At 37.3% G+C, this 24655-nt stretch carries 32 protein-coding genes; 18 read left to right on the top strand and 14 right to left on the bottom strand.

Features of this window, described 5'->3' with window-relative positions; translation table 11 throughout:
• Positions 1-366: 366 nt before the first annotated feature.
• The 4 genes from LJY09_RS15710 to LJY09_RS15695 form a co-directional block, all read right to left on the bottom strand.
• The gene (locus LJY09_RS15710) at positions 367-822 is read right to left on the bottom strand and encodes a hypothetical protein (RefSeq protein WP_028414391.1); all 456 of its coding nucleotides are present in this window, start codon (positions 820-822) and stop codon (positions 367-369) included.
• 238 nt (positions 823-1060) lie between these two features.
• Positions 1061-1513, bottom strand: a complete 453-nt coding sequence (locus tag LJY09_RS15705; protein WP_228307320.1) for a DMT family transporter — start codon at positions 1511-1513, stop codon at positions 1061-1063.
• A gap of 12 nt (positions 1514-1525) precedes the next feature.
• Positions 1526-1954, bottom strand: a complete 429-nt coding sequence (locus LJY09_RS15700; protein WP_028409192.1) for a DMT family transporter — start codon at positions 1952-1954, stop codon at positions 1526-1528.
• A gap of 70 nt (positions 1955-2024) precedes the next feature.
• A complete protein-coding gene (locus LJY09_RS15695) occupies positions 2025-2339 on the bottom strand; it encodes an ArsR/SmtB family transcription factor (RefSeq protein ID WP_013083854.1) in 315 nt (104 codons plus the stop codon).
• Between the two features lie 295 nt (positions 2340-2634).
• Between LJY09_RS15695 and LJY09_RS15690 the strand changes: the two genes are divergently transcribed.
• The 3 genes from LJY09_RS15690 (at position 2635) to LJY09_RS15680 (ending at position 5106) form a co-directional block, all read left to right on the top strand.
• The gene (locus tag LJY09_RS15690) at positions 2635-4125 is read left to right on the top strand and encodes an MFS transporter (protein WP_028414389.1); all 1491 of its coding nucleotides are present in this window, start codon (positions 2635-2637) and stop codon (positions 4123-4125) included.
• Between the two features lie 286 nt (positions 4126-4411).
• Positions 4412-4582 carry a hypothetical protein gene (locus LJY09_RS15685; RefSeq protein WP_013083852.1) on the top strand — a complete coding sequence of 57 codons (171 nt, stop codon included), beginning with the start codon at positions 4412-4414 and terminating at the stop codon, positions 4580-4582.
• 131 nt (positions 4583-4713) lie between these two features.
• The gene (locus LJY09_RS15680; RefSeq protein WP_028414388.1) at positions 4714-5106 is read left to right on the top strand and encodes a hypothetical protein; all 393 of its coding nucleotides are present in this window, start codon (positions 4714-4716) and stop codon (positions 5104-5106) included.
• Between the two features lie 23 nt (positions 5107-5129).
• Here LJY09_RS15680 and LJY09_RS15675 read toward each other — a convergent pair whose 3' ends face one another.
• Positions 5130-5486: a helix-turn-helix domain-containing protein gene (locus LJY09_RS15675; RefSeq protein WP_028414387.1), complete on the bottom strand. Its 357-nt coding sequence runs from the start codon at positions 5484-5486 to the stop codon at positions 5130-5132.
• A gap of 267 nt (positions 5487-5753) precedes the next feature.
• On the opposite strand from LJY09_RS15675, the gene LJY09_RS15670 reads away from it, so the two are divergent.
• Complete coding sequence (locus LJY09_RS15670; RefSeq protein ID WP_028414386.1) at positions 5754-6737, top strand: asparaginase; 984 nt, start codon at positions 5754-5756, stop codon at positions 6735-6737.
• Between the two features lie 20 nt (positions 6738-6757).
• Entirely contained in the window at positions 6758-8188 is a 1431-nt protein-coding gene (gene aspA / locus LJY09_RS15665) for an aspartate ammonia-lyase (protein WP_014459383.1), read from the top strand.
• Between the two features lie 33 nt (positions 8189-8221).
• On the opposite strand, the gene LJY09_RS15660 is transcribed toward aspA, so the two are convergent.
• On the bottom strand, positions 8222-8665 hold the full coding sequence (locus tag LJY09_RS15660; protein ID WP_084595970.1) for an HIT family protein: 444 nt from the start codon (positions 8663-8665) through the stop codon (positions 8222-8224).
• Between the two features lie 255 nt (positions 8666-8920).
• Here LJY09_RS15660 and LJY09_RS15655 point away from each other — a divergent pair, with 255 nt between their 5' ends.
• From LJY09_RS15655 to LJY09_RS15640, 4 genes are all read left to right on the top strand, one after another.
• Positions 8921-9343 carry a MerR family transcriptional regulator gene (locus LJY09_RS15655; RefSeq protein ID WP_028414384.1) on the top strand — a complete coding sequence of 141 codons (423 nt, stop codon included), beginning with the start codon at positions 8921-8923 and terminating at the stop codon, positions 9341-9343.
• 427 nt (positions 9344-9770) lie between these two features.
• Entirely contained in the window at positions 9771-10352 is a 582-nt protein-coding gene (gene clpP, locus LJY09_RS15650; RefSeq protein ID WP_028414383.1) for an ATP-dependent Clp endopeptidase proteolytic subunit ClpP, read from the top strand.
• A gap of 12 nt (positions 10353-10364) precedes the next feature.
• The gene (locus tag LJY09_RS15645) at positions 10365-10529 is read left to right on the top strand and encodes a hypothetical protein (protein ID WP_165573521.1); all 165 of its coding nucleotides are present in this window, start codon (positions 10365-10367) and stop codon (positions 10527-10529) included.
• A 161-nt stretch (positions 10530-10690) separates the two neighbouring features.
• Positions 10691-11107, top strand: coding sequence for a YhfM domain-containing protein (locus LJY09_RS15640; RefSeq protein ID WP_028414382.1), 417 nt, complete (start codon positions 10691-10693; stop codon positions 11105-11107).
• A 275-nt stretch (positions 11108-11382) separates the two neighbouring features.
• Here LJY09_RS15640 and LJY09_RS15635 read toward each other — a convergent pair whose 3' ends face one another.
• Positions 11383-11652: a GlsB/YeaQ/YmgE family stress response membrane protein gene (locus LJY09_RS15635; protein ID WP_013083843.1), complete on the bottom strand. Its 270-nt coding sequence runs from the start codon at positions 11650-11652 to the stop codon at positions 11383-11385.
• A 350-nt stretch (positions 11653-12002) separates the two neighbouring features.
• Here LJY09_RS15635 and LJY09_RS15630 point away from each other — a divergent pair, with 350 nt between their 5' ends.
• Entirely contained in the window at positions 12003-12818 is an 816-nt protein-coding gene (locus tag LJY09_RS15630) for an STAS domain-containing protein (protein ID WP_028414381.1), read from the top strand.
• Between the two features lie 43 nt (positions 12819-12861).
• On the opposite strand, the gene LJY09_RS15625 is transcribed toward LJY09_RS15630, so the two are convergent.
• Positions 12862-13047: an aspartyl-phosphate phosphatase Spo0E family protein gene (locus LJY09_RS15625; RefSeq protein ID WP_028414380.1), complete on the bottom strand. Its 186-nt coding sequence runs from the start codon at positions 13045-13047 to the stop codon at positions 12862-12864.
• Positions 13048-13203: 156 nt separating this feature from the next.
• Positions 13204-13467: a GlsB/YeaQ/YmgE family stress response membrane protein gene (locus LJY09_RS15620; protein ID WP_013083841.1), complete on the bottom strand. Its 264-nt coding sequence runs from the start codon at positions 13465-13467 to the stop codon at positions 13204-13206.
• A gap of 197 nt (positions 13468-13664) precedes the next feature.
• On the opposite strand from LJY09_RS15620, the gene LJY09_RS15615 reads away from it, so the two are divergent.
• The 3 genes from LJY09_RS15615 to LJY09_RS15605 all read left to right on the top strand — a co-directional run bounded on the left by LJY09_RS15615 (position 13665) and on the right by LJY09_RS15605 (position 15663).
• On the top strand, positions 13665-14429 hold the full coding sequence (locus LJY09_RS15615; RefSeq protein WP_028414379.1) for a GNAT family N-acetyltransferase: 765 nt from the start codon (positions 13665-13667) through the stop codon (positions 14427-14429).
• A gap of 142 nt (positions 14430-14571) precedes the next feature.
• Positions 14572-15048, top strand: a complete 477-nt coding sequence (locus LJY09_RS15610) for a hypothetical protein (RefSeq protein WP_014459392.1) — start codon at positions 14572-14574, stop codon at positions 15046-15048.
• A 138-nt stretch (positions 15049-15186) separates the two neighbouring features.
• A complete protein-coding gene (locus LJY09_RS15605) occupies positions 15187-15663 on the top strand; it encodes a hypothetical protein (protein WP_099331120.1) in 477 nt (158 codons plus the stop codon).
• A 36-nt stretch (positions 15664-15699) separates the two neighbouring features.
• Here LJY09_RS15605 and LJY09_RS15600 read toward each other — a convergent pair whose 3' ends face one another.
• Positions 15700-16533, bottom strand: coding sequence for an STAS domain-containing protein (locus LJY09_RS15600; RefSeq protein WP_028414377.1), 834 nt, complete (start codon positions 16531-16533; stop codon positions 15700-15702).
• A 238-nt stretch (positions 16534-16771) separates the two neighbouring features.
• The gene (locus LJY09_RS15595) at positions 16772-17554 is read right to left on the bottom strand and encodes a YtvA family blue-light photoreceptor (protein WP_028414376.1); all 783 of its coding nucleotides are present in this window, start codon (positions 17552-17554) and stop codon (positions 16772-16774) included.
• A 153-nt stretch (positions 17555-17707) separates the two neighbouring features.
• On the opposite strand from LJY09_RS15595, the gene LJY09_RS15590 reads away from it, so the two are divergent.
• The 3 genes from LJY09_RS15590 to LJY09_RS15580 all read left to right on the top strand — a co-directional run bounded on the left by LJY09_RS15590 (position 17708) and on the right by LJY09_RS15580 (position 19800).
• Positions 17708-17971, top strand: coding sequence for a hypothetical protein (locus LJY09_RS15590; protein ID WP_081732902.1), 264 nt, complete (start codon positions 17708-17710; stop codon positions 17969-17971).
• 352 nt (positions 17972-18323) lie between these two features.
• Complete coding sequence (locus LJY09_RS15585) at positions 18324-18989, top strand: cobalamin B12-binding domain-containing protein (RefSeq protein WP_028414375.1); 666 nt, start codon at positions 18324-18326, stop codon at positions 18987-18989.
• Positions 18976-19800: an STAS domain-containing protein gene (locus LJY09_RS15580; RefSeq protein ID WP_014459398.1), complete on the top strand. Its 825-nt coding sequence runs from the start codon at positions 18976-18978 to the stop codon at positions 19798-19800. Before LJY09_RS15585 ends, LJY09_RS15580 begins: the two co-directional genes overlap by 14 nt.
• A gap of 231 nt (positions 19801-20031) precedes the next feature.
• On the opposite strand, the gene LJY09_RS15575 is transcribed toward LJY09_RS15580, so the two are convergent.
• A complete protein-coding gene (locus tag LJY09_RS15575) occupies positions 20032-20946 on the bottom strand; it encodes a LysR family transcriptional regulator (RefSeq protein WP_013083830.1) in 915 nt (304 codons plus the stop codon).
• A gap of 409 nt (positions 20947-21355) precedes the next feature.
• On the opposite strand from LJY09_RS15575, the gene LJY09_RS15570 reads away from it, so the two are divergent.
• Entirely contained in the window at positions 21356-22459 is a 1104-nt protein-coding gene (locus tag LJY09_RS15570) for a citrate synthase/methylcitrate synthase (RefSeq protein ID WP_028414374.1), read from the top strand.
• A 55-nt stretch (positions 22460-22514) separates the two neighbouring features.
• On the opposite strand, the gene LJY09_RS15565 is transcribed toward LJY09_RS15570, so the two are convergent.
• Entirely contained in the window at positions 22515-22979 is a 465-nt protein-coding gene (locus LJY09_RS15565; RefSeq protein WP_223260182.1) for a DUF4306 domain-containing protein, read from the bottom strand.
• 188 nt (positions 22980-23167) lie between these two features.
• Between LJY09_RS15565 and LJY09_RS15560 the strand changes: the two genes are divergently transcribed.
• Complete coding sequence (locus LJY09_RS15560) at positions 23168-24052, top strand: diacylglycerol/lipid kinase family protein (RefSeq protein WP_028414373.1); 885 nt, start codon at positions 23168-23170, stop codon at positions 24050-24052.
• A 29-nt stretch (positions 24053-24081) separates the two neighbouring features.
• Here the strand turns inward: LJY09_RS15560 and LJY09_RS15555 are convergent, their stop codons facing one another.
• A complete protein-coding gene (locus tag LJY09_RS15555) occupies positions 24082-24645 on the bottom strand; it encodes a YitT family protein (RefSeq protein WP_028414372.1) in 564 nt (187 codons plus the stop codon).
• Positions 24646-24655 lie beyond the last annotated feature (10 nt).

Here is a 24655-nt window from a genome sequence, read left to right as displayed (position 1 = left end):
TTTAAACGTTGTTGCTTTATTATTATTATTCTGAAATCTTTAGCTGTCAACTTTTGTCGTTACATGCAGTTCTTAATACCTATTGATTTCCAGTTATGCAGGACAGCTATCCTCAACCTTTCTGTCATAGCAATTAAAGCGCTTTACTTTCTTTTTCATCCTACAAGAAACCCTACAGAAATAGATAAAAACCGACAAAAAGTTATCAAGTTCGTATCTTATGCACTAGCAATATGAAAAAATTAGGGGATAAGTGGTAGTTATATTCCCTAAAATTGTGAAGAGAAAACACACTTCATAATAAAGCCCCTTTTGAATAGCGGAATAAATACCTTCAAAAGGGGTAAGAATTGGCTTTTTGAGCCTTTATCTTTCTTGATGTTTATACTCGAGTAATTTTACGACGTTTTCTACATCATTTTCAGCAGAAAGGTCGTTGATATTCACTTTGTAAATAAGCGTATCCGTTGCAAAGAATTCATCTTCTCCCTCAGGTTTTACTTTCAAGTTTAAGATTTTTACCCGCACAATATGAGTGAACTTACCGCCTTTACCTGGCTGTATTTCACCCATTTGTATTCCGATATCATCTTTTTTAATCGGGCGAACTTTTACTTTTTTATGCTGTTTACCGTACACCTTCTCATAATGAGAAGTAATATCTTGATGTACCCAAGGTTCAAGAGATTGATAAATAAAATCTTTTACAACAGGCTGACTTACGTGTGATTCTATATTTTCTTCTGGTATATTTTCTTCTGCGGAAATGGAAAGCGTAAAACAAAAAAAGACAAATGCTGCTAAAAACAAAAATTTTCCCACGAAAAAACCCACCTTACCTGTTCGTTTATGTAGCTGATTTTCTAGATCTGCATCTTTATCTTTTGAACAAAGGCATGAAGGTATGCACAGTTTTTTGTGAAATTCACCTGATTAAAAACCAATTTCGTTTAAATAAAATATGTTCTAAATAATTGATTGAAAATTCAAACGCGGTTTACGTACAAAAATAGCCAAGTGCGCCTTTACATAGGGACACTTGGCTATTTTCATGAATATTTTATGCTGCTGGTTTCTTATTGCCTTTGAAAATAAAATAAAGAGCTAATAACATAAATGCTACACCAATCCAGCGGGATAGATCAAAGGGTACTTCTTTGCTTCCAAACCAGCCAAAATGGTCGATAATCATACTTGCAAATAACTGACCGATAACAGTTGAAATATTAGCTGCTGTTACGCCAATTTTAGGAACGGCTAAAACGGTTAGAAACAAATAAGATGCTCCGAATAAAGCGCAAGTAAGCTGCCATTTAGGGACATCAAAAACAGAGAGAATGTTTCCTTGTCCAAAGAAGACCACGACAATCGTTAAAATCATGGCACCTGTTGCAAAGGTTAAAAAAGCTGTTTCAAACGTACCTGTTTTTTTACTTAAAGTACCGTTAATAGAAGACTGAGCGCTTAGCGTTAATCCTCCTATTAAGGTAAGTATCACCATCAATAAACTCATTGTAAAACCCTCCTAGAAAATAAGTACAAGCGCAATTCCCATACATACAATAGCCATTACGCGTTCTTTGTTAATTTTAATTTTGCTGCTGCCAAGCCAACCAAAATGCTCAATGATCATGCTTGTAATCATTTGGCCCACAATAACCGCAACCATTGAAACGCCAATTCCGATAAAGGGGATACTAATCACTAGAATCGTTAAATAAACCGTACCTAATAATCCACCGGTTAAATTCCACTTAGGCGCTTTTAAGACGTAAGGTAAATCTCCCTTTCCAGCAAATAAAGTGGTCAGACCTAAAATGAGCGTTCCCATGATAAAAATATAATAACTGCTTTCAAGTTTTCCAACTGTTTTTCCGAGTTCTCCGGCAATGGCGCCTTCCATACTTAAAGCAGCGCCGCCTAAAACCGCAACTAAATAAACCAACAACTTCACGTTTATCACTCCAATATTTCTTTATATTTGTATATCTAGAAAAATAGATATAATGAGTGAAAAAAACTCGTTAAAGTTTTTTTCGTAAGAATGAAGAAAGCTCTTGAAGCGTCTCTTCGTTTCGGCGATAGTATGTCCATTGACCGTGCCGAATTGACTCTAACAAACCTGCTTTTTGCATCATGGAAAGATAGCTGGATACTGTTGACTGAGACAGCTGAGCTTTTTCTTGAATATCTCCCACGCAAACACCGCCTCTGCTGCTGACCTCCTTAGGCAAATGTGCTTGTTTGTCTTTAAAATGCTTTTCAGGTTCTTTTAACCACTCTAATATATTTAATCGAGTTTCATTAGATAATGCTTTAAAGATATCAATAGGTTTCATACTTATTATTTTATTCGTCACAGCTCAGATGTCAAATGTTCAAGTTTGCATTTTATAGCTAAATAACTAGCAATGGGTTGAATTATAACAGCTGTGAACAAAAAGTCAACTTATAATAGGGTATAAAGAAGAACGTTTTATCCAGCTGCTTTTCTATTTATATAAGTAGAAAGTATCTTATTTTTGTGAGTAGAACAGATGACATATCCCTTATTTTTTAAGGGATAGTTTAGTAAAATAGAAAAAAGTGAATAACAAAAGAAGCTAGTCTATTTACTCAGGGGGAGGGCTGCATATGCAAGGGAAAACAAAACAAGTGCGCTTTCGTAATATGGTAGCGTATGGATTTGGGGATTTGTTTGGCGGAGGATCCTTTTTTATTATCGGCACATTATTTATGGTTTTTTTAACGGATGTAGTCGGGCTTTCTCCTGTAGAAGCAGGAACGATTGTAGCTCTTGGAAAAGTGTGGGATGCTTTGTTAGATCCAACCATTGGGTACATATCTGATCATCTTCAGACAAAAAAAGGACGAAGAAGAGTCTTTTTTCTTTTTGGAATCATTCCAGTTGCCATCACGTTCAGTATGCTGTGGATTCCTATTGAAGGCTCACATATGTTTAAATACTCCTATTTTATCTTAGCCTATCTTTTATTCAACACGGCGTTTGGTATGGTGATGGTTCCTTACAACACGCTAGCAGCAGAAATGACGACAGATTATAGTATTCGTTCGAAAATGACGGGAATACGCATGGTCTTTTCACAAGGGGCTTCATTTTTAGGTGCTTTTTTCCCGAAACGAATCATTGATGCGTTTCCAGGTGGACAAGGATATTTAATCATGGGCATTATCTTTGGTCTTCTTTTTGCTCTTCCATGGATTTTTGTCTACAAGGGAACATGGGATAGCGGAGAAGTAGTGGAACGAAAAAAGAAAAACGGATTTTGGTTAGAATTTAAGCAGCTGTTTATCAGTTTTGGAAGTGCATTTAAAAACAAGTCGTTTAACGTGTACCTTGCCATGTATTTAGCATCTTACATTGCAATGGATGTATTTAATGCTCTTTTCTTTTATTTTATTGCCTATTACATGCTGCGCGAAGCGATCTATGCAGATACCCTGAGCTTTGTGCAAATTACACAAGTGCTATTTATTCCTCTTGTTACGTACATAGCCATTAAGTTAGGAAATAAATTAACCTATAACTTCAGCATGGTCATTTGGGGAACGGGCATTATTTTATTCAGTTTCCTAACAACAGATAGCTCGTTAGTTCTTATTTACTTAGCGGCATTTTTTTTAGGAAGCGGTCATTCGGGAGCGATCATGATTCCATGGAATGTACTGCCATTTGTATCAGATGTAGATGAGATGATTACGACAAAAAGACGAGAAGGCGTGTATGCAGGGCTGATGTCATTTATTCGAAAATCGTCTCAGGCGCTTGCGATTTTTCTTGTTGGTATTGCCTTAAAGAATATTGGCTATGTACCAAATGCCGAGCAGTCAGCGTCTACGCTAGCCGGCTTACAAAAGCTGTTCATGATTGTACCTGCTATTTTAATTCTCATGGGAATTATAGCAACCATATGGTTTAAAATAAGTCCGAAAAATCACAAAATTTTATTAGCTGAAATTGAAAGAAGAAAAAAGGGGGGGCCGGCGACCGCCGTTACTCCTGAAGCGAAAGCGGTTTGTGAAAGTTTAACGGGCTATAAATACGAACAGCTTTGGAAAGACGTAACCATTTCAAAAGAAATTCGAGATAAAACGGTTGTTTAGCCTTTAGATTCACGAAAAAAAGTAAAATTTTTAGCGCGAGGATTCGCTAATTATATCCAATAAGAAACTTCCTCTGACGTATTGCCTTTTAACAACAATAGAAATTCTCCTGCCTATCGACTCATTTTTTAGGTGAATTTTAGAAAGGAAGAATTTCTTGCCATCAAAGATGTGCAATTTGGCACGTCTTGATAGGGTGGATTGTACAATTTATAATGAAACTATAAACTAACCACAGGCGCTTTCAAGGCGCAGGTATAAATTAGAAAAAAGGAAGGTACAGTTTATGCCAATTCGATATGTTTGTCCACAATGCCAAGGAGCCGGTAAGAAATTTGGATTGATAAAGTGCAAAGTGTGCAACGGCGAAGGAAACATCATCATGTCTTCTAATGAGCCAGATCCAACTAAAAATAAAAAATTAAAATCATCTTCTAAACAAGATAAAGCAATGTAGGCTATTGCTAATAAAGGTATGTATGAACCCCGCTTTTCTACAAAAAAGCGGGGTTTTCTGCTAGACAGACGAACGCTTTTCTTATGATACAATAAAATAATAGATAGGGAACCGAAAGAAGGGGGAAATAGATGGAATACACCGCAAAACAATTTACGCCGCAGTTAGAAAAGCATATACATAAGGTTGAAAGGTCTATGCAAGAACTTCTTAAATCCATATATGAACAATATAAAGAAGCTTTTGAAAAAAAGGGGATGGAGATCTCTGTAGATGTGATCCGTGAAGGGGAAAATCCTTTTCACCCTGGTTATCACGCCACTATTCAAGTGGGTATTTTAGAAAAAGATGAGTTTTTAGATGGTCTTTTTATTCCTATCTGGCACTGTGTACGCACATTTTTGGGCATTCGTTCTTCGAAGAAGCTCCCAGGTAGCAAGATAACCGGAGAGCTGATGGAAGAAACAGAAGAGGAAATAACAAAAGAAGTAGTAGCCTATTTAGACATGCAGCTAGAAGATTAGAAGCAACCTGCTTCTAATCTTCTTTAAATTGAAGAAGGTGCAGTTTCTTTTTCAATTTGTCTTTTAGCACGAATAAAGGCCGTCAGCTGCTGAATTTCTTCTTGAGATAGTTCCGCACCGTCGACCGTAATTCTATGAGTCTGAGGCGATGTTAATTCGATGGGTGCATCTGAAGGAGAATGAGGTTCCTTTTCCTTACCTAGCAAGTAGTCTGTTGATGTATCAAATAGTTCTGCGATTGTAACGAGTGCTTCAAGAGAAGGACGACGATAGCCAGATTCGTATCCTGCGTAGGTGCTTTTAGCAATTTCAAGCTGGTCAGCTGTATATTGAAGAGACCATTTTTTTTCTTTCCTGAGTTGAGCTAATCTGCTTAACATTCATGACGCTCCTTTGTAGGTGTAGTATGTAAAAAACCGAGGCATTCAGCTCGCGCGCAGATCTTTGGAATCAAACCGTGAGCTAATTTACATTTTTATTCATTATATCATTGCCGTAGAGAAAAGTGTACGCGAAACGAATAATTTTTCTCTTGATTTATTGAATTTGGGTTACTATAATTACAGGTGAAGTACGCGAAATGAATATAATTTATTTGATAGATTGTCAGGTTTTTTTACAGAAATTAAGCAAAGGGGATGTCGGTTTTGAAAAAACTATTATTGTTATCAACTGGCGGAACGGTCGCTTCACTTGAAGGTGAAAATGGACTTGTTCCTGGAATGGAGCCAGATCAATTACTAAGCTACATACCTGATTTAAATGAACATTGTCAAATTGACAGCAAATCTCTTATGAATCTTGATAGTACAAATATGCAGCCTGAATGTTGGATAGAGATGGCAAAAGCGATTGAAGAGCATTATAATGAATACGATGGTTTTGTTATTACCCATGGAACAGATACAATGGCCTACACATCGGCAGCTCTTTCTTACATGCTTCAGCATTCTAAAAAACCAATTGCGATTACAGGATCTCAAATTCCTATTTCATTTAGTAAAACGGACGCGAAGCGCAATATTGCAGATGCGATTCGCTTTGCATGTGAGGAAACAGGCGGAGTCTATGTAGTCTTTGACGGTCGTGTGATTCAAGGCACAAGAGCAATTAAGCTTCGTACAAAAAGTTATGATGCATTTGAAAGCATTAACTATCCATACGTGGCGTCTATCCATGATAATACGGTGGAATATACAAAATCGGTTGGCTCTAGTAAAGAAGAGTTGACGGTTAATACATCTCTTTGTACGGATGTGGCAGTTGTCAAACTGTTTCCCGGAATTAAGCCTGAATTTTTCGATGGATTAAAAGATGTATATCAAGGCGTTGTTGTTGAAAGCTATGGAAGTGGAGGAATTCCATTTCAAGTTCGCAATATTTTAGCCAAGCTTGTTGAATTGACAAATCACGGTGTATCCGTTGTCATTACTACTCAGTGCCTTGAAGAAGGAGAAGACATGGGCATTTATGAAGTAGGCCGAATGATTAATCATGACAGCGTCGTTCGCTCAAAAAACATGAACACAGAAGCCATTGTTCCTAAATTAATGTGGGTGCTCGGACAAACCAAAGACCCTCACCAAGTGAAAAAGATGATGGAAACGTCGATTGCAGAAGATATTAATTAAAAAAGAAAGCAGGTACAGCTATGAAACAAGAAACAGCAGGATATCGTACAGAAGCTGATTTTCTAGGAGAAAAACAAATTCCAGCAGACGTATACTACGGTGTACAAACCGCACGTGCCGTAGAAAATTTCCCGATTACGGGTTATAAAGTACATGAAGAAATGATTAAAGCGCTTGCTATCGTAAAAAAAGCGGCAGCGCTTGCAAATATGGATACAAAGCGCTTATATGAAGGTATTGGAAATGCGATTGTGCAAGCAGCTGATGAAATCTTAGCAGGTCAGTGGCATGAATACTTTATTGTGGATCCTATTCAAGGCGGAGCAGGAACGTCAATGAATATGAATGCTAATGAAGTGATTGCAAACCGTGCCCTTGAAATTATGGGAGACAATAAAGGCGAATACGGTAAATTAAGTCCTAACAGCCATGTGAATATGTCTCAATCAACAAATGATGTATTTCCAACGGCTATCCATATTTCAACGCTGAACTTATTAAATAAACTTCTTGTTACAATGAATGATATGCATGATGTATTTAAACGAAAAGCGCAAGAATTTGATCATGTAATTAAAATGGGCCGTACGCATCTTCAAGATGCTGTACCCGTTCGTCTTGGTCAAGAGTTTGAAGCATACAGCCGCGTGTTAGCGCGCGACATTAAGCGTATTAGCGCGACGCGTGACCACTTGCATGAAGTAAATATGGGAGCGACAGCTGTTGGAACAGGCTTAAATGCAGATCCTCGCTATATTGAAAATGTAGTCAAACACTTAGCCGATATCAGCGGTCTGCCGCTTGTACATGCAGAGCATTTAGTGGACGCTACTCAAAATACAGATGCTTATACAGAAGTATCTGCGGCGCTTAAAATCTGTATGACGAATATGTCTAAAATTGCCAATGACCTGCGTTTAATGGCATCTGGCCCCCGTGCAGGCCTAGGTGAAATTAGCCTTCCTGCTCGTCAGCCTGGTTCTTCAATCATGCCAGGAAAAGTAAATCCGGTTATGGCTGAATTAATAAATCAAATTGCGTTTCAAGTAATGGGAAATGACCAAACGATCTCTCTTGCTTCAGAAGCAGGTCAGATGGAGCTTAACGTCATGGAACCTGTGCTTGTATTTAATTTACTTCAATCAATCAGCATCATGAACAACGGTTTCAGAAGCTTTACAGATCACTGTCTAGCAGGAATTGAAGCAAACGAAACGCGGATGAAAGAATATGTAGAAAAAAGCGTAGGGATTATTACAGCTGTTAACCCTCACTTAGGCTATGAAGTCGTATCGCGTATTGCGCGTGAAGCGATTTTAACAGGAAAACCAATTCGTGAGCTTTGCCTTCAATACGATGTGTTAACAGAAGAGGAATTAGATCTCATTTTAAATCCATTTGAAATGACGAACCCTGGTATTGCAGGAAGTTCATTATTTGATCGTCAATAAAGAGAACGGCTTCCATAAGGAGGCCGTTTTTTTTTATAAAGACATTTGCTGAATGACGCGGCGCATTTTCTGAGCTGTTGCAGCCAAGACGTCATCATTTTCAGCATATTCGGGAATTTGCGTATAAAAATCTCCGAAACACTCCTCTTTATATCTCGGAACGATGTGCATGTGAAAATGAGTTAACTCGTTAAACATACCCCCGTTTTGAGAGAGAGTAACTCCGTCTGGAATAAAAAGCGTCTTAACTGCTTTTGTCATTAGCTTCGCTGCATTCATCACGGCCAATATGTGTTCAGTATCGAATTCGTCGATTTCCACTATATGTGCTTTAGGAAGAATTAAGAGGTGTCCTTCGTTAAACGGCTTGTGGTCTAGCAGGCATGTCACAAACGAATCTTCAAATATCATATGCGATTTTTCTTGGTTATTTGCTAATCGACACCCTAAGCAATCTATACTTGGATTCCCCATCATATGTTCTCTCCTTTTTTAAGATAACTAAAGTGTAGCATGAGAGGTGTCAGGAGGAATAGATTGAAATATACACAGTTGTTTTTTCGCTTAGTAAAGAGAGCACTGGTATATGACCTGGGCTCTTTGGTTCGTTCTTTTTATTTATAGGCTTTGCTGCTTTATCTAAAATTTACCATGGTTTTAATTGTAAAATAAATATCTTTACAGTATAATGACAGTGTAACAGTTAACTGTAACTGAAAAGGGGGGGATTGTTTGAAAACATATACAGGCAAGCAAATTACGGAATTATTAAACAATGAAGGTGCGGACTTGAACCTGCGTACGGTGCGGTATTACACGCAAATAGAAATTGTTCCTCCGCTGGAGCTAGTGGGAAATAAGCGCGTCTATACAGATCAGCATGTTCATTACTTTCGAGCCGCTTTAACATTATCAAAAGCAGGGGAGTCACTAGCTTCCATTCAAGAAACGCTGCGTTCAATGAGTGTGGAAGAAGTGAAAAGTATAGGTGCGCAGCTCCCTCTTTACCAAAGCAAACAAATTCAAAATCAAGAAATGCATCAAGTCAATGAAGATGTGTTTGTCGCTATGAATCGGAAGTTATCAGCAGACGTACGGCAAAAAGTAATTGAGTCTGTTACTCAGATTTTAAAGGAGCATTCATCGCATGATTAAATTAGCGGTGGCAAAATCAGTAATGGAAAAAGAAGAAGGAATGAACCACCTATGTATTACAATTGAACGATCGCAAATAAAAGTTAAAAACATCACGATTGATATTCAGCTGCCCGAAGGTTTGTTCAAAACAAGAAACTTAAATGGGTACTGTGAAAACCCACAAGGACAAATCGAAGTAAAACATATTGACGATGAACCTTTATTAATAGAGCTCTACACGGAAGAGACCGTTTTATATCCACAGGCAGAGATTGCAGTTGCGGTGACTTACCGCGATGAACACTTGCATATACAGCAAGAAAGACATTCTCTAATGATTAAATTTACCGATGAAGATTTGATAGGGGATTCATTTTTAAATCAAGAAGTCAGTGCAAAAGTAAAAAAATTTGCTCGTATTAATTCAGTGGAAAGAGGCGGTCACATGAACTTAACTCCCTATGTAGTAGAACAAACAAGTAAAGGAGAGCGTGCCTATGACATTTATTCAAGGCTGTTGCTCGACCGAGTGATTATGCTCACAGGTGAAGTTACGGATGAGGTGGCTACTAGCATTATCGCTCAGCTTTTATTTTTAGATGCAGAAAACCCAGAAAAAGATATTAGCATTTATATTAATTCACCGGGAGGGTCCATTACAGCGGGCATGGCTATTTTTGATACGATGCAGCTTATACGTGCAGATGTAAGTACATTGTGTATAGGGCTAGCAGCATCTATGGGTTCAGTTTTACTAGCGGGCGGTCAAAAAGGGAAACGTTTTGCTCTTCCTAACAGCGAAGTGATGATTCATCAGCCGCTAGGAGGAGCAAAAGGACAAGCAGCTGAAATTGAAATTCGAGCGAAGCGTATTTTGCGCTTAAAAGACCACCTAAATGAACTTCTGTCTGAACGAACAGGACAATCGCTGTCAACGATTAATAAAGACACTGATCGAGATACATTCTTTACAGCGGATGAAGCAAAAGAATATGGCTTGATTGATCAAATTTTAGTTCATCAATAAGGAGGATACCATGTGGAAAAGTCAAATCGTTACTCAGTAGAATATGAATGGGGAAACGTGATTTATTACCAAGAAGTAGAAGCAATGACGATACACGAAGCAAAAGAATACGTTCAACATACAAAAGTAAACGCCGCTATTCGCGCTGTTCATGTCATAGAAGATGTCGAATCGTAACGAAAAACTGGATCCTTTCGGGGATTCAGTTTTTTTGAGCAAATGAAGCAGGGATTTATAGGAAGAAAAGAGAATGCAAAAAGAGATTTAAAAACGAGCAGCTGGTAGCATCATTCAGCAAGAACATCTCATTTCAATTACAAAAAGAAAGGTAGATGTAAATGAAAAAAGTATGGTCTGGATTAGTAGTTCTCATTGCTATTTGTTGGGTGATAACAGGATGTCAGCAAAGCAGTGCTTCAAGCGGTACTGTTGAACAAAAGCTCGTAATCGAAAAATACATAGCCGATAATCAATATGGCCATGCGGTTAAAATGAAAGACCAAAATCAAGTGCAGAAAGTGCAGCAGTGGTTAAAAGATGTATCCTGGAGAGAAGAAAAAGCTGAAATGATTCGAAAACCTAACTACATTCTTCACTTTGAACCGGTAGAAACCAAAAAGGATATAAAGGTACAATCTTATCGGATGTGGGTCAACTTAGACAACGAAACCGTTGAATTAGCTACAGATACACACTACGCACAGTTAAAGGGCAAACAAGCAAGGTCATTTATTGAACTAGTAGAACCGAAATAGAAAGCAGCTATAAAACAATGTCCAATGAAAGCTGAAATTTGTTCATATTGAAGCTATCTTCACCGATATGCTTGAGGATCTCGAAGGGACAGAGCTACTCATTACTAACGCGCTTGATATGAGGATGTAGAAATATTAAATGTCAGAGGTGACAAGCAGCAATTATTAAATGTAGCCATAAAGAATTACACTTACAGGTAGGTCCATTATTAAAACATTTTGCTATAAGAAGTAAGGGAAAAAGAGAAATCAAGACGCTGATTTCTCTTTTTTATTTAGGCGTGTCGATGATTATTATTTCCGCGCATTTTGCGTAAAACAAAACTCACAATTAAAACTAAAATAACAGCACCAATAATTGCAGGAACAATTGCGAATCCGCCGATCTCTGGACCGAAATCTCCAAAAATTAGAGAGCCTAACCATGCTCCAATGAACCCAGCGATGATGTTTCCGATAATTCCACCTGGAACATCTCGTCCTGTTAACACACCAGCAAGCCAGCCGATAAGTCCTCCAACAATAAGCGTCCAAATAAATGACATATACCTAACCTCCTTTTTATAGGGAATTCCTTTTCAGTCTTTCCTAAAACACATTTTGTCATGCGACATGCTTGCTGCAAACCCTTTTGCATTTTTTCATCTATTTATCATATATGCTAAAATAGTCTAACTTCAAATTGAAATGTTATGTATGAGAATTCACTGTGAAAGTAACGATAAAATGAAAGAGAGAAGTTCAGCTTATGTACGTTTTAGACTAAATTTAGCTCATTCTATTCGCAAAAAAGGACATCCGGTTTATTTTTAAAAGCTTTTTCCCTTAGTTTTACTTTTTTCAACAGTATTTGTGATATCATTTTAAGTAAACAAATTCTTAACGGGAGAACAATATGGAGTCATTATTATTAGATAAAAAGCTTAAACACATTACGAATTTAATTCTAGAAAAAAAAGAAGAGTTCTCAAAACAAAAACAAGATGAAGACAAAGATATTCAACAACAGTTAGAACCGTGGCGCGTTCATTTAATTAAAATATACGCTGATTCTGTATCAACAAATGATACGAAAAACTTTGAAGTGCTTGAGGAATGGGGAAGAGAAGTAGCGAATTTACTCGTTACTCTTCAGCTTCCGTTAGATGTAGCATTAGAAGAAATCAGCTATTACCGAAATATTATCGGGGAAATTATTAAAGAAGAAGCAAAAGCTGAAACGTTTACGTTTGATGCCTTCTATCAAGTTATTTCTCGTTTCAACTTAGTAGTGGACAAGGCTGTGCACTGGGTTAGTAAATCGTATATGACCGACTTTGCAAACAAAATTCAATCGGCTCGCTATGCAATTGATGAACTTTCAATTCCTGTGGTACGCATTACGAAAGAAATTGGCGTGATTCCTCTTGTTGGCGATTTAGATACAAATCGTGCTCAAATTTTAATGGAAAATGCCCTTCAGCACGGCAGCGAGTACAAGCTAAATTGGCTGATTATTGATTTATACGCAGTTCCAATTATTGATACGATGGTAGCGGACCAAATTTTCAAAGTAATCGGTGCTTTAAAATTATTAGGAATTCAAGTAGTTTTAAGCGGTATCCGTGCTGAAATTGCTCAGACGATGGTGAACTTAGGGTTAGATTTGGCTGATATTACAACTTTCAGTAGCCTTCACCAAGCAGTGGAATATGTTAATCAAGCGGACTAATATAAAACAAAAGCCCATGAGTATGTAACCATATCATGGGCTTCTATTGATAGAAGAAAATTTGAAGTTTATTTAATAAAGCATCTAATGATTGACTAACTTGAAGTGTGTTAGGACTTGTCATTCCTTCACGGACAGCCGTTTGAATCATCAACGTTCGTGTCTGTTCGATCTCTTCTATTAGTATTTGGTACATAGATTTGTCTTTTTGATGGGTTGAAAGCAGCATGTTAATTCCTCTTTTTTATAGTGATTATGGTTAAATTAACATTAATAGGTTTATTTTTCAATATTATGAAATTAAAAATAGTAAATTTTAAGAATTTTTCATATGAAAAAAGAACCTCTTTTTCAGCAGAGGTTCTTTTTCTAATATAATAATTTATTATGCATGTTTATGACTACCACGCATTTTTCTCATAATGAAACTTACGATTAATACTAAAATGATTGATCCGATAATGGCAGGAATAATAGCAAATCCACCTACAACTGGTCCGAAGCTTCCAAAGATAGCTGAACCTAACCAAGAACCTATAAAACCAGCAATAATGTTACCAATAATACCTCCTGGAACGTCTCTTCCCGTAATTAATCCGGCAAGCCACCCAATAATACCACCTACAATAAGTGCCCATAAAAATGACATAAATATCATCCTCCTTTTTAATGATGTATTGCTTATATAGGTTAGTACCCCACTTAAAATAAAACTATTCATAGAATAACAAAAAAAATAAAAAAACTTGGAAAAGGACTTAAGAACTGGGATAGAGTCATAGAAAATAGACTAACTAGTATATAATAGAAAAAGGAACATAATTTAGAAGAGAAAGGAGACATGAAGTGAAAATAAAAAATCAAAGCGATATAGTAGAACAACACTTGATTCAGCACTGGATGTATTTTCAGCATACGAAGAAATCTGTGAAGGTGGATACACCAGAAATGAAATGGATTTCTGCATCTCCTTATAATCGCGGTATATATGCAGGAACCCGTCATATTGAGCCTGCGTTAGAGATATGTTCTTCGGAAGGGGAAGAACCTCTATGGATTGTTGGTCCATCTTCATATGATAACCTTGGGCCAGTTCTTCATAAAAATGGATTTGTTCCTTATGAAAAATGGATCGGAATGATTCAGCACATTCAAGAAAAAGAATACGTACACACAGGAGTAGAAGAGTTTCAATGTAAGCGAGTGCACACAGAAGCTGAATTGAAAGAATGGATTACGGTATACATAGATGGCTATCAAAAACCAAAAGAATATCAAGCTGACTTTCTTGAAAGGTTTAGGGAGCTTATGCAGCACACTGACCAATATCACTTATATTTGGGTCTTTATCATAACCGGCCAGCTGTAGCTGGGTCTCTCTTTTTTTATGACGGTACAGCGGGTTTGTACTGTATCACTACAGCTAGACATATGAGGAGAAAAGGCCTGGCTACCGCCTATTTGAAGGAAGTTCTTACTGAAGCAAAAAAACAGGCAGATACGTGTATTTTGCATGCTACAAGTGCAGGAAAGCCAGCCTATGAAAAACTTGGTTTTACAGCGGTTAACGAATTTGATGTATACAGATGGAGAAATAGAGATAGAAAATAATGTGCTGAAGCTTGTGAAACAAGAGACAAAATTCGACAAAATTTTAAAAAAGTGTAGCTTCCACTTCGTTTTTGGTGTATCCTAGGAAAAAGCAGCAGTATGAGCTAGTGTTGTACATAGAACACAGATAAAAGGAGTCATTATGAAACATTTTTTTAAAACGAGCACGTTTTGGATAGGTTTAGTTGTCGGAATCGCGCTCACATTTGGGGGATATTTTACTGTTACTAGTATTTATGATTATTATTTAGGACGAGAACAGCTGAAAGTATTGACTGCCTCTCAGAAAAACCTTCAAACTGCTTTTAAAGAGTATAATCAGCTTATGGCCGAAAAAAAAACTAAAAAGCAATTTATCAATGAACTCGATGATATTTCAAATACGATAAACTATGAATATAATGAATTAGCTTCCCTTGATCCTACGATGAAAACGATGTATAAGCATACGGGCGTCATCGATGATATGGAACTGATGATTGATAATATTGATAGCATTTATGAATTAACGATGAATGATCATAAAGACGCAACAAAACCGCTTCAAACCTACGTATCTGATTTAATGGAATATGTAGAAAAAGATATGAAAAAAGAAATAAGCATGCTAAGTAAATAGAAAAAAACAGCTGTCTAAACAAATAGGCAGCTGTTTTTTTGTTGATTATAAAAGGAATCTTTTGCTTGCAGGCGAAAGATTATACTATGCACCCACTCACTTACGTGCACCACGTTCACAAAAAAGGGAGGACATAGTATGAAAAAAGTGGTGATTATCCTATTTAGTTTATTTTCATTAGCCGCATGTCAGGTTCCTACAGCTGAAACGCTTGAAGATCCTTATCCACCCGCTATAAAAATAATAGCCGAAGGCAAAGAAGCCATCATCAAGCCTTTATTTTTTTGCTGGACCGAATGTGAAGCTGATTTTGGCGAACGAAAAAATTTTAGACAAATTGTTATGAAAGATAGTATTCCCGTCTCTCAAGATGGTCAAGTGTCCATTGAAATAGATGGTAAAAAACCTAATGCGCTTTATTACAAACAAATTCGCAATCAGTCTATCTATGAAAACATAATAGAAAAAAAGGACATAAAAAAAACAGCTGCTATTACAGTAGATTCTACCTCTCGCAGTGATCGGTATATACTCGTAGCGGACTGGAAAGATAACAACGGTGAAAAGTTAATCGGGCGCGTCTACTATACTCCAGTAAAATTTGAAACGCCATAGATATGGCTCTCTATGCTGTAATAGAGAGCCATATGTTTAACTAATAGAATTAAGCGCCTGTGCAAGAGAAGAAGTAGTCTTGACCTGTTCAAATGAAAGCCCTAAGCGAATTGCAGTTTGAGAAATTTCCGGTCGAATTCCAGATAAAATTGTTTGCACCCCGATCAAACGAAGAGCTTTTACCAAATTAAAAATCTCTTGTGCCATCATCGTGTCAATCGTAGCTACACCGAGCAGGTCAATACATAAATGTTCAACGCCTTTTTCCGAGCATTGCTGAAGCGTGTTTTCTAAAATAAACTGACTTTTGACCGTTCCAATATCCCCCACAAGAGGCAGAAGGGCAACTTTGTTTTGAAGCATGATAACAGGAGAACTTAATTCATTAATTAACTCTTTCTGAGCGTTCAGCTGTTCTTGCGTATTCTTATGATATTCTTGAATAAAGATATAAATAGATAGATCAAAGGCTTTAACAATAATGTCATACCACATAAATATCTTATCCACGCTTACCTCTTCTGGGTGCAAAGAGATAAACTTCTTTAAGTAATTAACGACAATTTTTTGTGAATTAAAATATTCTCGAACGATAAAGTGAAGAGGCGTACTTAAATGCTTTGGATCACGTGCAAGTTCGACCGACCACTGCTGGAAATCGGAAAAAAAGTATTCCTCATCTTTTATAAATACGTCAAATAAATGCTGAAAATAATCTTGATTTTGCTGCTTCAGTTCTTTCACAATTACTGGATTTTTACTCGAATACACGGAGAACTCGTTTTCATCGTCGAGCTGATTGTACCAGTCTTCAGTTAATTGAAGAGAATGTTCTTTAAAAAAATGATATAGGTCCTGATTTCTATGCATGAAGACTCTCCTTACATATGTATAGTCTAATTGTTTTATAAATAAAGGCATAAAAGCATCCACTGACATAGAGTGCGGATGCTTATAAATAAATCCATTATGAAGCGCATTTATTTTCCTATATGCCTTGTTTTCCCCAACTGTAAACTCTCAAACCCAATTTATTAAAAAATAAACATTTTTTAACTAACATCTTCATGCATTTTAACTCTTTTTCATAAGGCATCACTTCTTGCGCTTATAGCTTTAGCTTCGGTAAGGCATCTTTAATGCTTTGATAGACTAAAATAAAGGACATATCATCTTCTATAGTGCTCATATGTATGGCCATGTTAGGGGAAATTCCGGTTAAAACGAGCTGAGTTCCCATTAGCTTCAGCCAATTGTAAATATTAAGAATATCACGGCCGAATGAATCGTTAAATCCAGCTAACCCTGAGACGTCTACGATTAAGTAACGATCTTTGCTGCTTGTGTTACGCGAGGTGAAGCTATTAAATAGCATTTCTATACGCCGCTCGTTTAAAGTTCCGATTAATGGAAGAACAGAGATTCCTTCTTCTATTGGCACGATAGGAGTGGATAGCCTTTCCACTTCTTCTAAAGCTTGCTGAAGCTGTTCCTGGGCTGTAATCTCTATTGTTACGTCTTTTTGAACACCAATAAAGTAGTATTTATCTTCTTCCTCTACATATGTCGGGTCAATCGTTAGCTGATTATGAAAGAAAGAGCCGTCTTTTCGATAATTCACAAGCGTAACAGAAACTGACTGATTGCGGCTGATAGCGCTGCGAATTTCATCAACGTGGTGCGGGCTTGTAAGAGGCCCTTGTAGAAAACGGCAATTTTCCCCTAATACTTCTTCTTCCTTATAGCCGGTCATAAGGGAAAACCCTTGGTTGAGGTAAATAATTGGATTATCAGGTAAAGAAGGATCCGTCACGATAATACCAGATTGCGAACTATGAAGGGCTTTATTTAAAATGGACCATTTTGAATCTTGAGCTTCAGGTGTAGTCAATGCATTCCCTCATTCCTTGGAATTTTTATAAAAATATTGTGACATAAACACGTTTAAAAAACAATTTTCGACGCGTTTGCTTCTAGAGAAAGAATGAAGATAAGGAAAAATATGTTATAATAGTTTTGGGGGGCAAAGGGAGTGTGAACAAATGTGATAACTATCAATTTATTTAACGTTAGTTTCTTTGTGATGGCGCTAGTAGGCTTTATTCTCATTTTTTGTTTGCGTATAAAGTTTAAGCGGCCACTGTCATTCTTTAAATGGTCTTTTTTGTTCGGAACGGTGCTGCTGTTGCTAAGTTTATACTTGTTTATGGCGACCAGCCAATATATTCATTTGATATGCAATACAATCGGCTCAGTTATGACAGCGCTCTATCTTATCAGTATTATGGTGGGAACAGAAGAGTCATAAATACATATGTTTGAAAGTCTATTGAAAGTGGAAGATAAGTAGAAATGCTTAAAAGAGAACGAGACGAACTTACATTCTTTGAGCCGAAATGATGACAACTGGAAAAACACCTCGGTAAAAAATGCCGAGGTGTTTTTCGCAAATAAAAGGGAAAGGAGAATATTTAAAGAAATACTAGTCATGTTTTACTGAGTGTAGTAAAATAAAAAGTTATTATTCTATTTTTATATTGTTGCTATTGGCAACATGTGTTAGTCTAAAAGTGGTATACATTTTAGGCGATCTTGAAAAAGAGAGACGAGAAGCTTTTATTCAAGTTTCTTAAAAGCTTTACGTTTACTGAGGTGAAACAATGAAATCTCAAGTACAAAAATTTGTAGGCTATTTATTAGCTGGTGATCAAGACAGCGCTTGGGAAGTTGTGCTGGAAGAAATCCAACAGGGAAAGAACAGCCTAGATATTTATGAAAATTTAATTACAACCGCAATGCGAGTAACTGGAGATATGTGGGAAGAAAATATCATTTCTGTAGCTGATGAGCATGTTGCAACTACGACGTGTGATTATGTGCTAACTCGCTATCGCTTTTATAAAAAAATTCAGGGACACGCTTCAGACACTGCTCCAAGGGCACTGCTTCTATGCTTGGAACAAGAACAGCACTTCATTGGTTTAAAGATGGTGGCTTTATTGTTTGAGGAACATGGTTGGAATACTCGCTTTTTAGGGGCCAATCTACCTCTGGAATACGCTGAGAAAATGGCTATAGAATGGAAGCCGCACATGGTAGGATTATCTGTCAGCATTCCTTATCATATTGAGAGGCTTGCTGAATATACCAAAACTTTGGACAAATTAGAATCAAGACCAACAGTAATGGTAGGAGGGCGTTTAGTTTCTCAAATTGATTTCCGTTCTTACTGTTCTGAGCATACACGCCTAATTCCGGATCTTTACCAACTAAATAACTGGTTAATCAGTTATCACAAAGGAGTGGAAGTTAATGTCGATGCTTGAATATGTTCCAATTCCTTACTTTCTAGTGGATACTGAATTTAATATTTTGGAATGGTCGCAACAATCAGGTCATTTATTTAAGCCTTCAGCTAATTTTTTAGATCTTGTAGACGTATTTAGTCAAGAAAAGGCGAGAAAGTTTTTAAGCTTGCGCCAAAAAGATTCTCGAGAATTGTCTGTAGACGAACCCCATGATGAGCAAACGCTTGTCCAAAGCCGAGGCCAGGCTATTCAGAAAGTAGAGCTTGTGATGCAAACCAATGATTCGCCGTATTCACTGTTTGAATGCTTAATTCAATGGGATAGTGATATAGGTCATTTAGTTTGTATTCGCCAAGATGAACGTATACAAGAGCTAACGAATCTTGTTCAAGACCATCGGAAACGATTAGCAGATACAGATTTTGAACTGCTTGAACAAAAAGAACGTCTCGAAAAATCATTACAAAAAATTAAGCAATTGTCCGCTTCTTTTATTAAATTATCCTCTAAAGTAGGGCTTATACCTCTTTTTGGAGACTTAGACACAGCTCTTGTAGCTGAAAATACGTCCATTTTGCAAAACTTTGCACATGAAGGAAATTACACCACGCTTCTATTTGACTTTGGGGGCCTAGATATATTAACAACCGAAGGAATTCAAGCTTTTGCAGGCTTTATGCAGTCCTTCTATCTTATGGGGATCACATGCTATATTATTGGCATGAAACCGCACCATACGGCTGCTTTGAAAAATAGAACCTTTGGTGATCAAATTATTTATATGAATAACCTAAGTGAAATTATTGCTGTGAATAAAAATGTGAGTTAAAAGGGTGGAGGAGAAGAAAGTTATTCTTCTCCTCTTTCTGTATACACTTCTTTTGTTACAATTAAACATTTATTAAATCACATACTTGAAGGGTTTAGTGAGTTTTGAAGAATTGAGTCCGTCATCTTGCATTTAATAATTGATTTATTTCCACATCACATGACAAAAAAATTGAAGAAAATAGCAAAGATGACTAAAAGCCTCTTCCTAATGAAAGAAGAGGCTTTTTTGTTAAGAGTTTGCTGACATCGTATGAGACGGCAAAATGATGTCTTGGTCTACTAGGAAGGATAAAAGTTCCCGTGTAGCATATGACATATAGCGATCTTTTTTCAAAATGATGCCGAGCTCCCACATTGGAGTAGGTGCAGCAATTGGAATACTTTTAATAAAAGGGTTATTGATCTTCGGAAACACGGACTTTGGTAAAATGGCAATACCTAATTCAGAAGCGACTAGTTCAATAATCAAATCCCATTGAGAACTTTCGTACGCTATTTTTGGATGAAAACCCGCTTGAATGCACTCATGAATAATGCGATCATGAAGAGAGAAATCTTTGCTGAACAGGACAAACGGCTCTTCTCTAAGCTCGCTCAAAGCAACGATTGATTTGGCTGCCAGCGGATGCTCATGATGAATGTATAAATTAAACTCTTCTTCAATAAACGGATAGACGTGAAAAAGAGGGTTTTGAATAGGCAATACGATAATGCCAAGGTCTACTTGTTCGTTTTCTACAAGTTCGACAATTCGCTTTGCGCCAAGCTCCACAAGCTCTAATTTCACCTGAGGATGTTTTGATGTAAAGTTTTTTGCAATCATCGGGAAAACGACAGTCCCTACTAAAGGAGGAATTCCTACTTTAATATCTCCTGTAGGCAGATTTCGTAAATCATCTAACAGAGCATGCAGCTCGTGAAGAGTGGATACCAGCTTTTGGCTTTGCCCGTACACAATCTGTCCTGCATCGGTTAATGTCAGCTTTCGAGTAGAGCGATCAAAAAGGTCTACGCCGAGTTCTTCTTCTAGTTTCTTTACAATTTTACTTAATGCTGGCTGAGACAAGTGAATCGCAGCTGCTGCTTTCGTGAAACTTTTTTGATTGACTACTTCCATGAAATGTTGCAGTTCTCGAATATCCATAAATTCTCCTCACTAGTATTCTTAGTTTTCATACTATTTATTCTATTTATCTATTTTACTTATGATTCAAATAAATGTAAACTCTTACATAAGGAAGTGAATAGTGATTCATCTAAAAATAGCACATCAAATTCCTCTAAATACGTTAGAAACCCGCATATTTGTAAGCGTTAACAAAAAAGTACCCTCGAAGAAAATCCTAAAAAAATATTTTTTTCTCCCGTAAAACACAGCCGCGAGCGCAGAAATAACACGTGTTGAAATGTTCATTTTGTATACTGTTCTGACAATTAAGAAAGAGGAATAAAATGGTATAGTGCACCACTAAGGTGAGTCTATTCATTCTGCAAACGAGCCGTACATAAAAAAAAGGGCCGGTTTGTTAAAAATAATTGGGGGAGTGGTTGAGATGACATATGTTAAAGGACTAGAAGGAATCGTTGCAGCTGAAACAAAAGTAGGGCATGTTGATGGAGAGAAAGGTCAGCTGATTTATCGCGGATATTGGGCAAAAGATTTGGCCATCAATTATTCTTTTGAAGAAGTTTCTTATTTAATTTGGAACGGTACGCTGCCAAATCATGATGAGTTAAAAGCATTTAAACAAGAGATGGTGACTCATCGTACGCTTCCAGCTAATATTGTTGCGTTAATGGACTGTTTGCCAAAAGACACAGAAGTGATGAGCGCGCTTCGCACATGTATCTCGGCGTTAGGAGACCCTTCATACAGCTGGCCTCCGACAAAAGAGCAGGCGCTTGCGATTACAGCGGTAACACCTACCATTATTGCCTATTGGTATCGTAAAATGAATGATTTAGAAGTAGTAGAGCCTAACGAGCATTTGGATCATGTAGCAAACTATTTATACATGATTAACGGAGAAATTCCAGATCAAAGTTTGGTTACGGCGCTAAACGCCTATTTTGTTTTGACAATTGAGCATGGAATGAATGCCTCAACCTTCTCATCACGCGTTATTTCATCTACCGAATCTGACATGGTTTCAGCTATATGCGGAGCAATTGGCGCGATGAAAGGTCCGCTTCACGGAGGAGCTCCTTCTGGTGTTATTACCATGTTTGATGAAATTGGAAGTGAAGAGAATATTGAGCCTTGGGTTCGTAAAAAATTAGATAATAAAGAGAAAATCATGGGATTTGGTCATCGCGTTTATCGTACACATGACCCGAGAGCAGAAGCATTAAAAGAAGTATCGAAACAAATTTCAGGAGACAACGGGCTATTTGATTTAATTGTTAAAATTGAAGATAAAACCATTGAATTACTCAATGAATACAAGCCGGGGAGAGGCATTTATACCAATGTAGAATATTTCGCTGCAGCGGTTATGAAAGCGGTTGAGCTTCCGTCTGAACTATTCACTCCGACCTTCACAGCAAGCCGTGTAGTTGGCTGGACAGCTCATGTCGTAGAGCAGTCAGAAAATAATCGTATTTACCGACCGCAGTCTGCGTATATAGGTTATACGCCAGTTGAACAAAATCAATAAATAAACTCGGTTTCACCTAAAAAACGTCGGTAGATCCGACGTTTTTTTCATATGGTTAAATATATTCTTTTTGAGAATAAAATCGCTTTAATAAATAGAATAATCCGACTGCTAAGCATAAACTTGCTGCAGCTAAGCTAGAGGTAATCATGGCGTGTTCACCTTCGGTCGGGGTATGTGAAAGTTTATAGCTGCTGTAGCATAAGAGAGCTGTGATACATAAACAGCAGGAGCTAATCAATCCATACCGCTTTTTGAACCCAATAATAGATAGTAATACAATCAAATAAATCCCGCTCACCATCATCATAATTGGAAACTGAGGGTGGAATTTAATTGTATATAACAAATAATCGATGTGAGAATAGTGATGAACCGCCGAGGACTTTGTTAGCCCTCCGGTCAAACTAGCTGATAAAGGTCCTTCAAGCATCGAAGAGCCGTTGTACCAAGTAGCGACTGAGGAAAGTAAAAAAACAAAACAACTTGCAAATAGCTGCGTCATACATTTTATTGACACGTATAGAAAGCTCCTCTCAATAACCATCTTTTGTTAATACAAGTCCGAAAATTATTATAGCAGGTTTTGAAAGTAAAAAAAGCACTATTGGAATGGTTTCATAAAACGTTCATATTTCAAAAGGTTTGTTTTTTCAAAAGAAAGGGAAAAAAGGTGAAACGGAAGATATGAATAGAGGAGAGAGAAAGATGAAGGCAGCAGTGATTTTGAATCCAAACGCAGGAAACAAAAAATTAGTAAATGAAATTGACTTTATATGTGATCGGTTAAACACAGCATTTGAGGCGGTTACTTTATATAAAACAGAGCAGCCTGGAGATGGTGCCGAGCTGGTAAGAAAATTGGAAGGCGAAGCGGATGTCATTATTGGAGCAGGAGGAGACGGGACGATTTATGAGTTGATCAACGCTCTTGCTCCGCTGAAGCAACGCCCTGTATTTGCTATTTTACCCGGAGGAACGTGCAACGACTTTTCGCGTGCAATCGGAATGAATCAAAATCCTTTAAAAGCAGTGGAGCAAATTATTGAAAAGCAGACGGAAGCAGTGGATGTTGGAAAACATGGCGAAGATTATTTTTTAAACTTTTGGGGAATCGGTCTCGTAGCTGATGTATCTGAAAATATTTTAGAAGAAAATAAAGAGAAATTTGGTAAGCTCTCTTACTACATGAGCGTAGGTAGAACGTTAAATCAAGCAGAGCCTTTTCAATTAAAAATGACGAGCGAAAAAGCTTCCTATGAAGGAGAAGCAGTTATGGTGTTAATTGGGAACGGTCCTTTTTTAGGAGGAACTCGCGCTATGCTAGGAAACAGCTCATTTCAAGACGGATTATTAGATGTATTCGTTATTAAAGAAATGGGAATCGAGCCGGTTATGGCATGGTTACAAACAACTCCTGATGAGGAACAGCTTGACCCTGAAAGCAACCTTATGCATTTTCGGACAAAAGAAGTCCATATTGAAACCACTCCTGAAAAAACGGTAGATTGTGATGGAGAAAAAGAAACGACAACACCTTCAACGATTACGGTTCTCCACAATCACATAAATATGATAGTAGGAAACAAATAAAAAAAACGCTGAAACTTCAAGCGTTTTTTTTATGAAGACAGCCATCGCGGAGAAGTGAAGAGCATAATCATTATGCTGCTCATCGTAATAACAAGCATGGAGTAGCAAAAAGCTGTAAATCCGATAATATGTAAGCCCACTATCATAATCGTACTGTCTAAGATAAAAATGGTTATTCCTATATTGATTTTCCATTTTTTTGATACAATAATAGCGATTAAATCCAGACCGTCCGAACTGATGCCGTAGCGAAGCATCAGTCCTATTCCCATTCCTACGAGTGTGCCTCCAAGCAATGAGCTAAAGATCAAAGGAAGCTCCAGCGTGCCTTCGAGAATAGACAGCCATTCTGTCATAAAAAAAGAAACAAACAAACCTATACTTCCATAAAAAAAGTTTTGGCGATGACGAAAAAAAGCATATAAATAGACAGGTACGTTCAAAAAGAAAATGGACATTCCGATAGGAGTTCCAAACACATAATATACGATAAGCCCAAATCCTATAAGTCCACCGTCTAGTAAGTGATACGGAGCAATAAACCCGTTTAGCCCTAGTCCAATTAATAAGCTGCCACAGCAAATCGAAACCACTCTCGAAAAA

The organism is Priestia sp. J2, assembly GCF_020790095.1.
GTDB lineage: Bacteria > Bacillota > Bacilli > Bacillales > Bacillaceae_H > Priestia > Priestia zanthoxyli.
Note: the sequence above shows the minus strand (reverse complement) of the source record. Positions and strands in the feature narration are given on the sequence as shown.

Coding starts and splice junctions, on each gene's coding strand:
- LJY09_RS15705 (WP_228307320.1), bottom strand. CDS start 1,513: ATGAGTTTATTGATGGTGATACTTACCTTAATAGGAGGATTAACGCTA.
- LJY09_RS15695 (WP_013083854.1), bottom strand. CDS start 2,339: ATGAAACCTATTGATATCTTTAAAGCATTATCTAATGAAACTCGATTA.
- LJY09_RS15690 (WP_028414389.1), top strand. CDS start 2,635: ATGCAAGGGAAAACAAAACAAGTGCGCTTTCGTAATATGGTAGCGTAT.
- LJY09_RS15685 (WP_013083852.1), top strand. CDS start 4,412: ATGCCAATTCGATATGTTTGTCCACAATGCCAAGGAGCCGGTAAGAAA.
- LJY09_RS15680 (WP_028414388.1), top strand. CDS start 4,714: ATGGAATACACCGCAAAACAATTTACGCCGCAGTTAGAAAAGCATATA.
- LJY09_RS15675 (WP_028414387.1), bottom strand. CDS start 5,486: ATGTTAAGCAGATTAGCTCAACTCAGGAAAGAAAAAAAATGGTCTCTT.
- aspA (WP_014459383.1), top strand. CDS start 6,758: ATGAAACAAGAAACAGCAGGATATCGTACAGAAGCTGATTTTCTAGGA.
- LJY09_RS15660 (WP_084595970.1), bottom strand. CDS start 8,665: ATGATGGGGAATCCAAGTATAGATTGCTTAGGGTGTCGATTAGCAAAT.
- clpP (WP_028414383.1), top strand. CDS start 9,771: ATGAACTTAACTCCCTATGTAGTAGAACAAACAAGTAAAGGAGAGCGT.
- LJY09_RS15640 (WP_028414382.1), top strand. CDS start 10,691: ATGAAAAAAGTATGGTCTGGATTAGTAGTTCTCATTGCTATTTGTTGG.
- LJY09_RS15635 (WP_013083843.1), bottom strand. CDS start 11,652: ATGTCATTTATTTGGACGCTTATTGTTGGAGGACTTATCGGCTGGCTT.
- LJY09_RS15630 (WP_028414381.1), top strand. CDS start 12,003: ATGGAGTCATTATTATTAGATAAAAAGCTTAAACACATTACGAATTTA.
- LJY09_RS15625 (WP_028414380.1), bottom strand. CDS start 13,047: ATGCTGCTTTCAACCCATCAAAAAGACAAATCTATGTACCAAATACTA.
- LJY09_RS15620 (WP_013083841.1), bottom strand. CDS start 13,467: ATGTCATTTTTATGGGCACTTATTGTAGGTGGTATTATTGGGTGGCTT.
- LJY09_RS15610 (WP_014459392.1), top strand. CDS start 14,572: ATGAAACATTTTTTTAAAACGAGCACGTTTTGGATAGGTTTAGTTGTC.
- LJY09_RS15605 (WP_099331120.1), top strand. CDS start 15,187: ATGAAAAAAGTGGTGATTATCCTATTTAGTTTATTTTCATTAGCCGCA.
- LJY09_RS15600 (WP_028414377.1), bottom strand. CDS start 16,533: ATGCATAGAAATCAGGACCTATATCATTTTTTTAAAGAACATTCTCTT.
- LJY09_RS15585 (WP_028414375.1), top strand. CDS start 18,324: ATGAAATCTCAAGTACAAAAATTTGTAGGCTATTTATTAGCTGGTGAT.
- LJY09_RS15580 (WP_014459398.1), top strand. CDS start 18,976: ATGTCGATGCTTGAATATGTTCCAATTCCTTACTTTCTAGTGGATACT.
- LJY09_RS15575 (WP_013083830.1), bottom strand. CDS start 20,946: ATGGATATTCGAGAACTGCAACATTTCATGGAAGTAGTCAATCAAAAA.
- LJY09_RS15570 (WP_028414374.1), top strand. CDS start 21,356: ATGACATATGTTAAAGGACTAGAAGGAATCGTTGCAGCTGAAACAAAA.
- LJY09_RS15560 (WP_028414373.1), top strand. CDS start 23,168: ATGAAGGCAGCAGTGATTTTGAATCCAAACGCAGGAAACAAAAAATTA.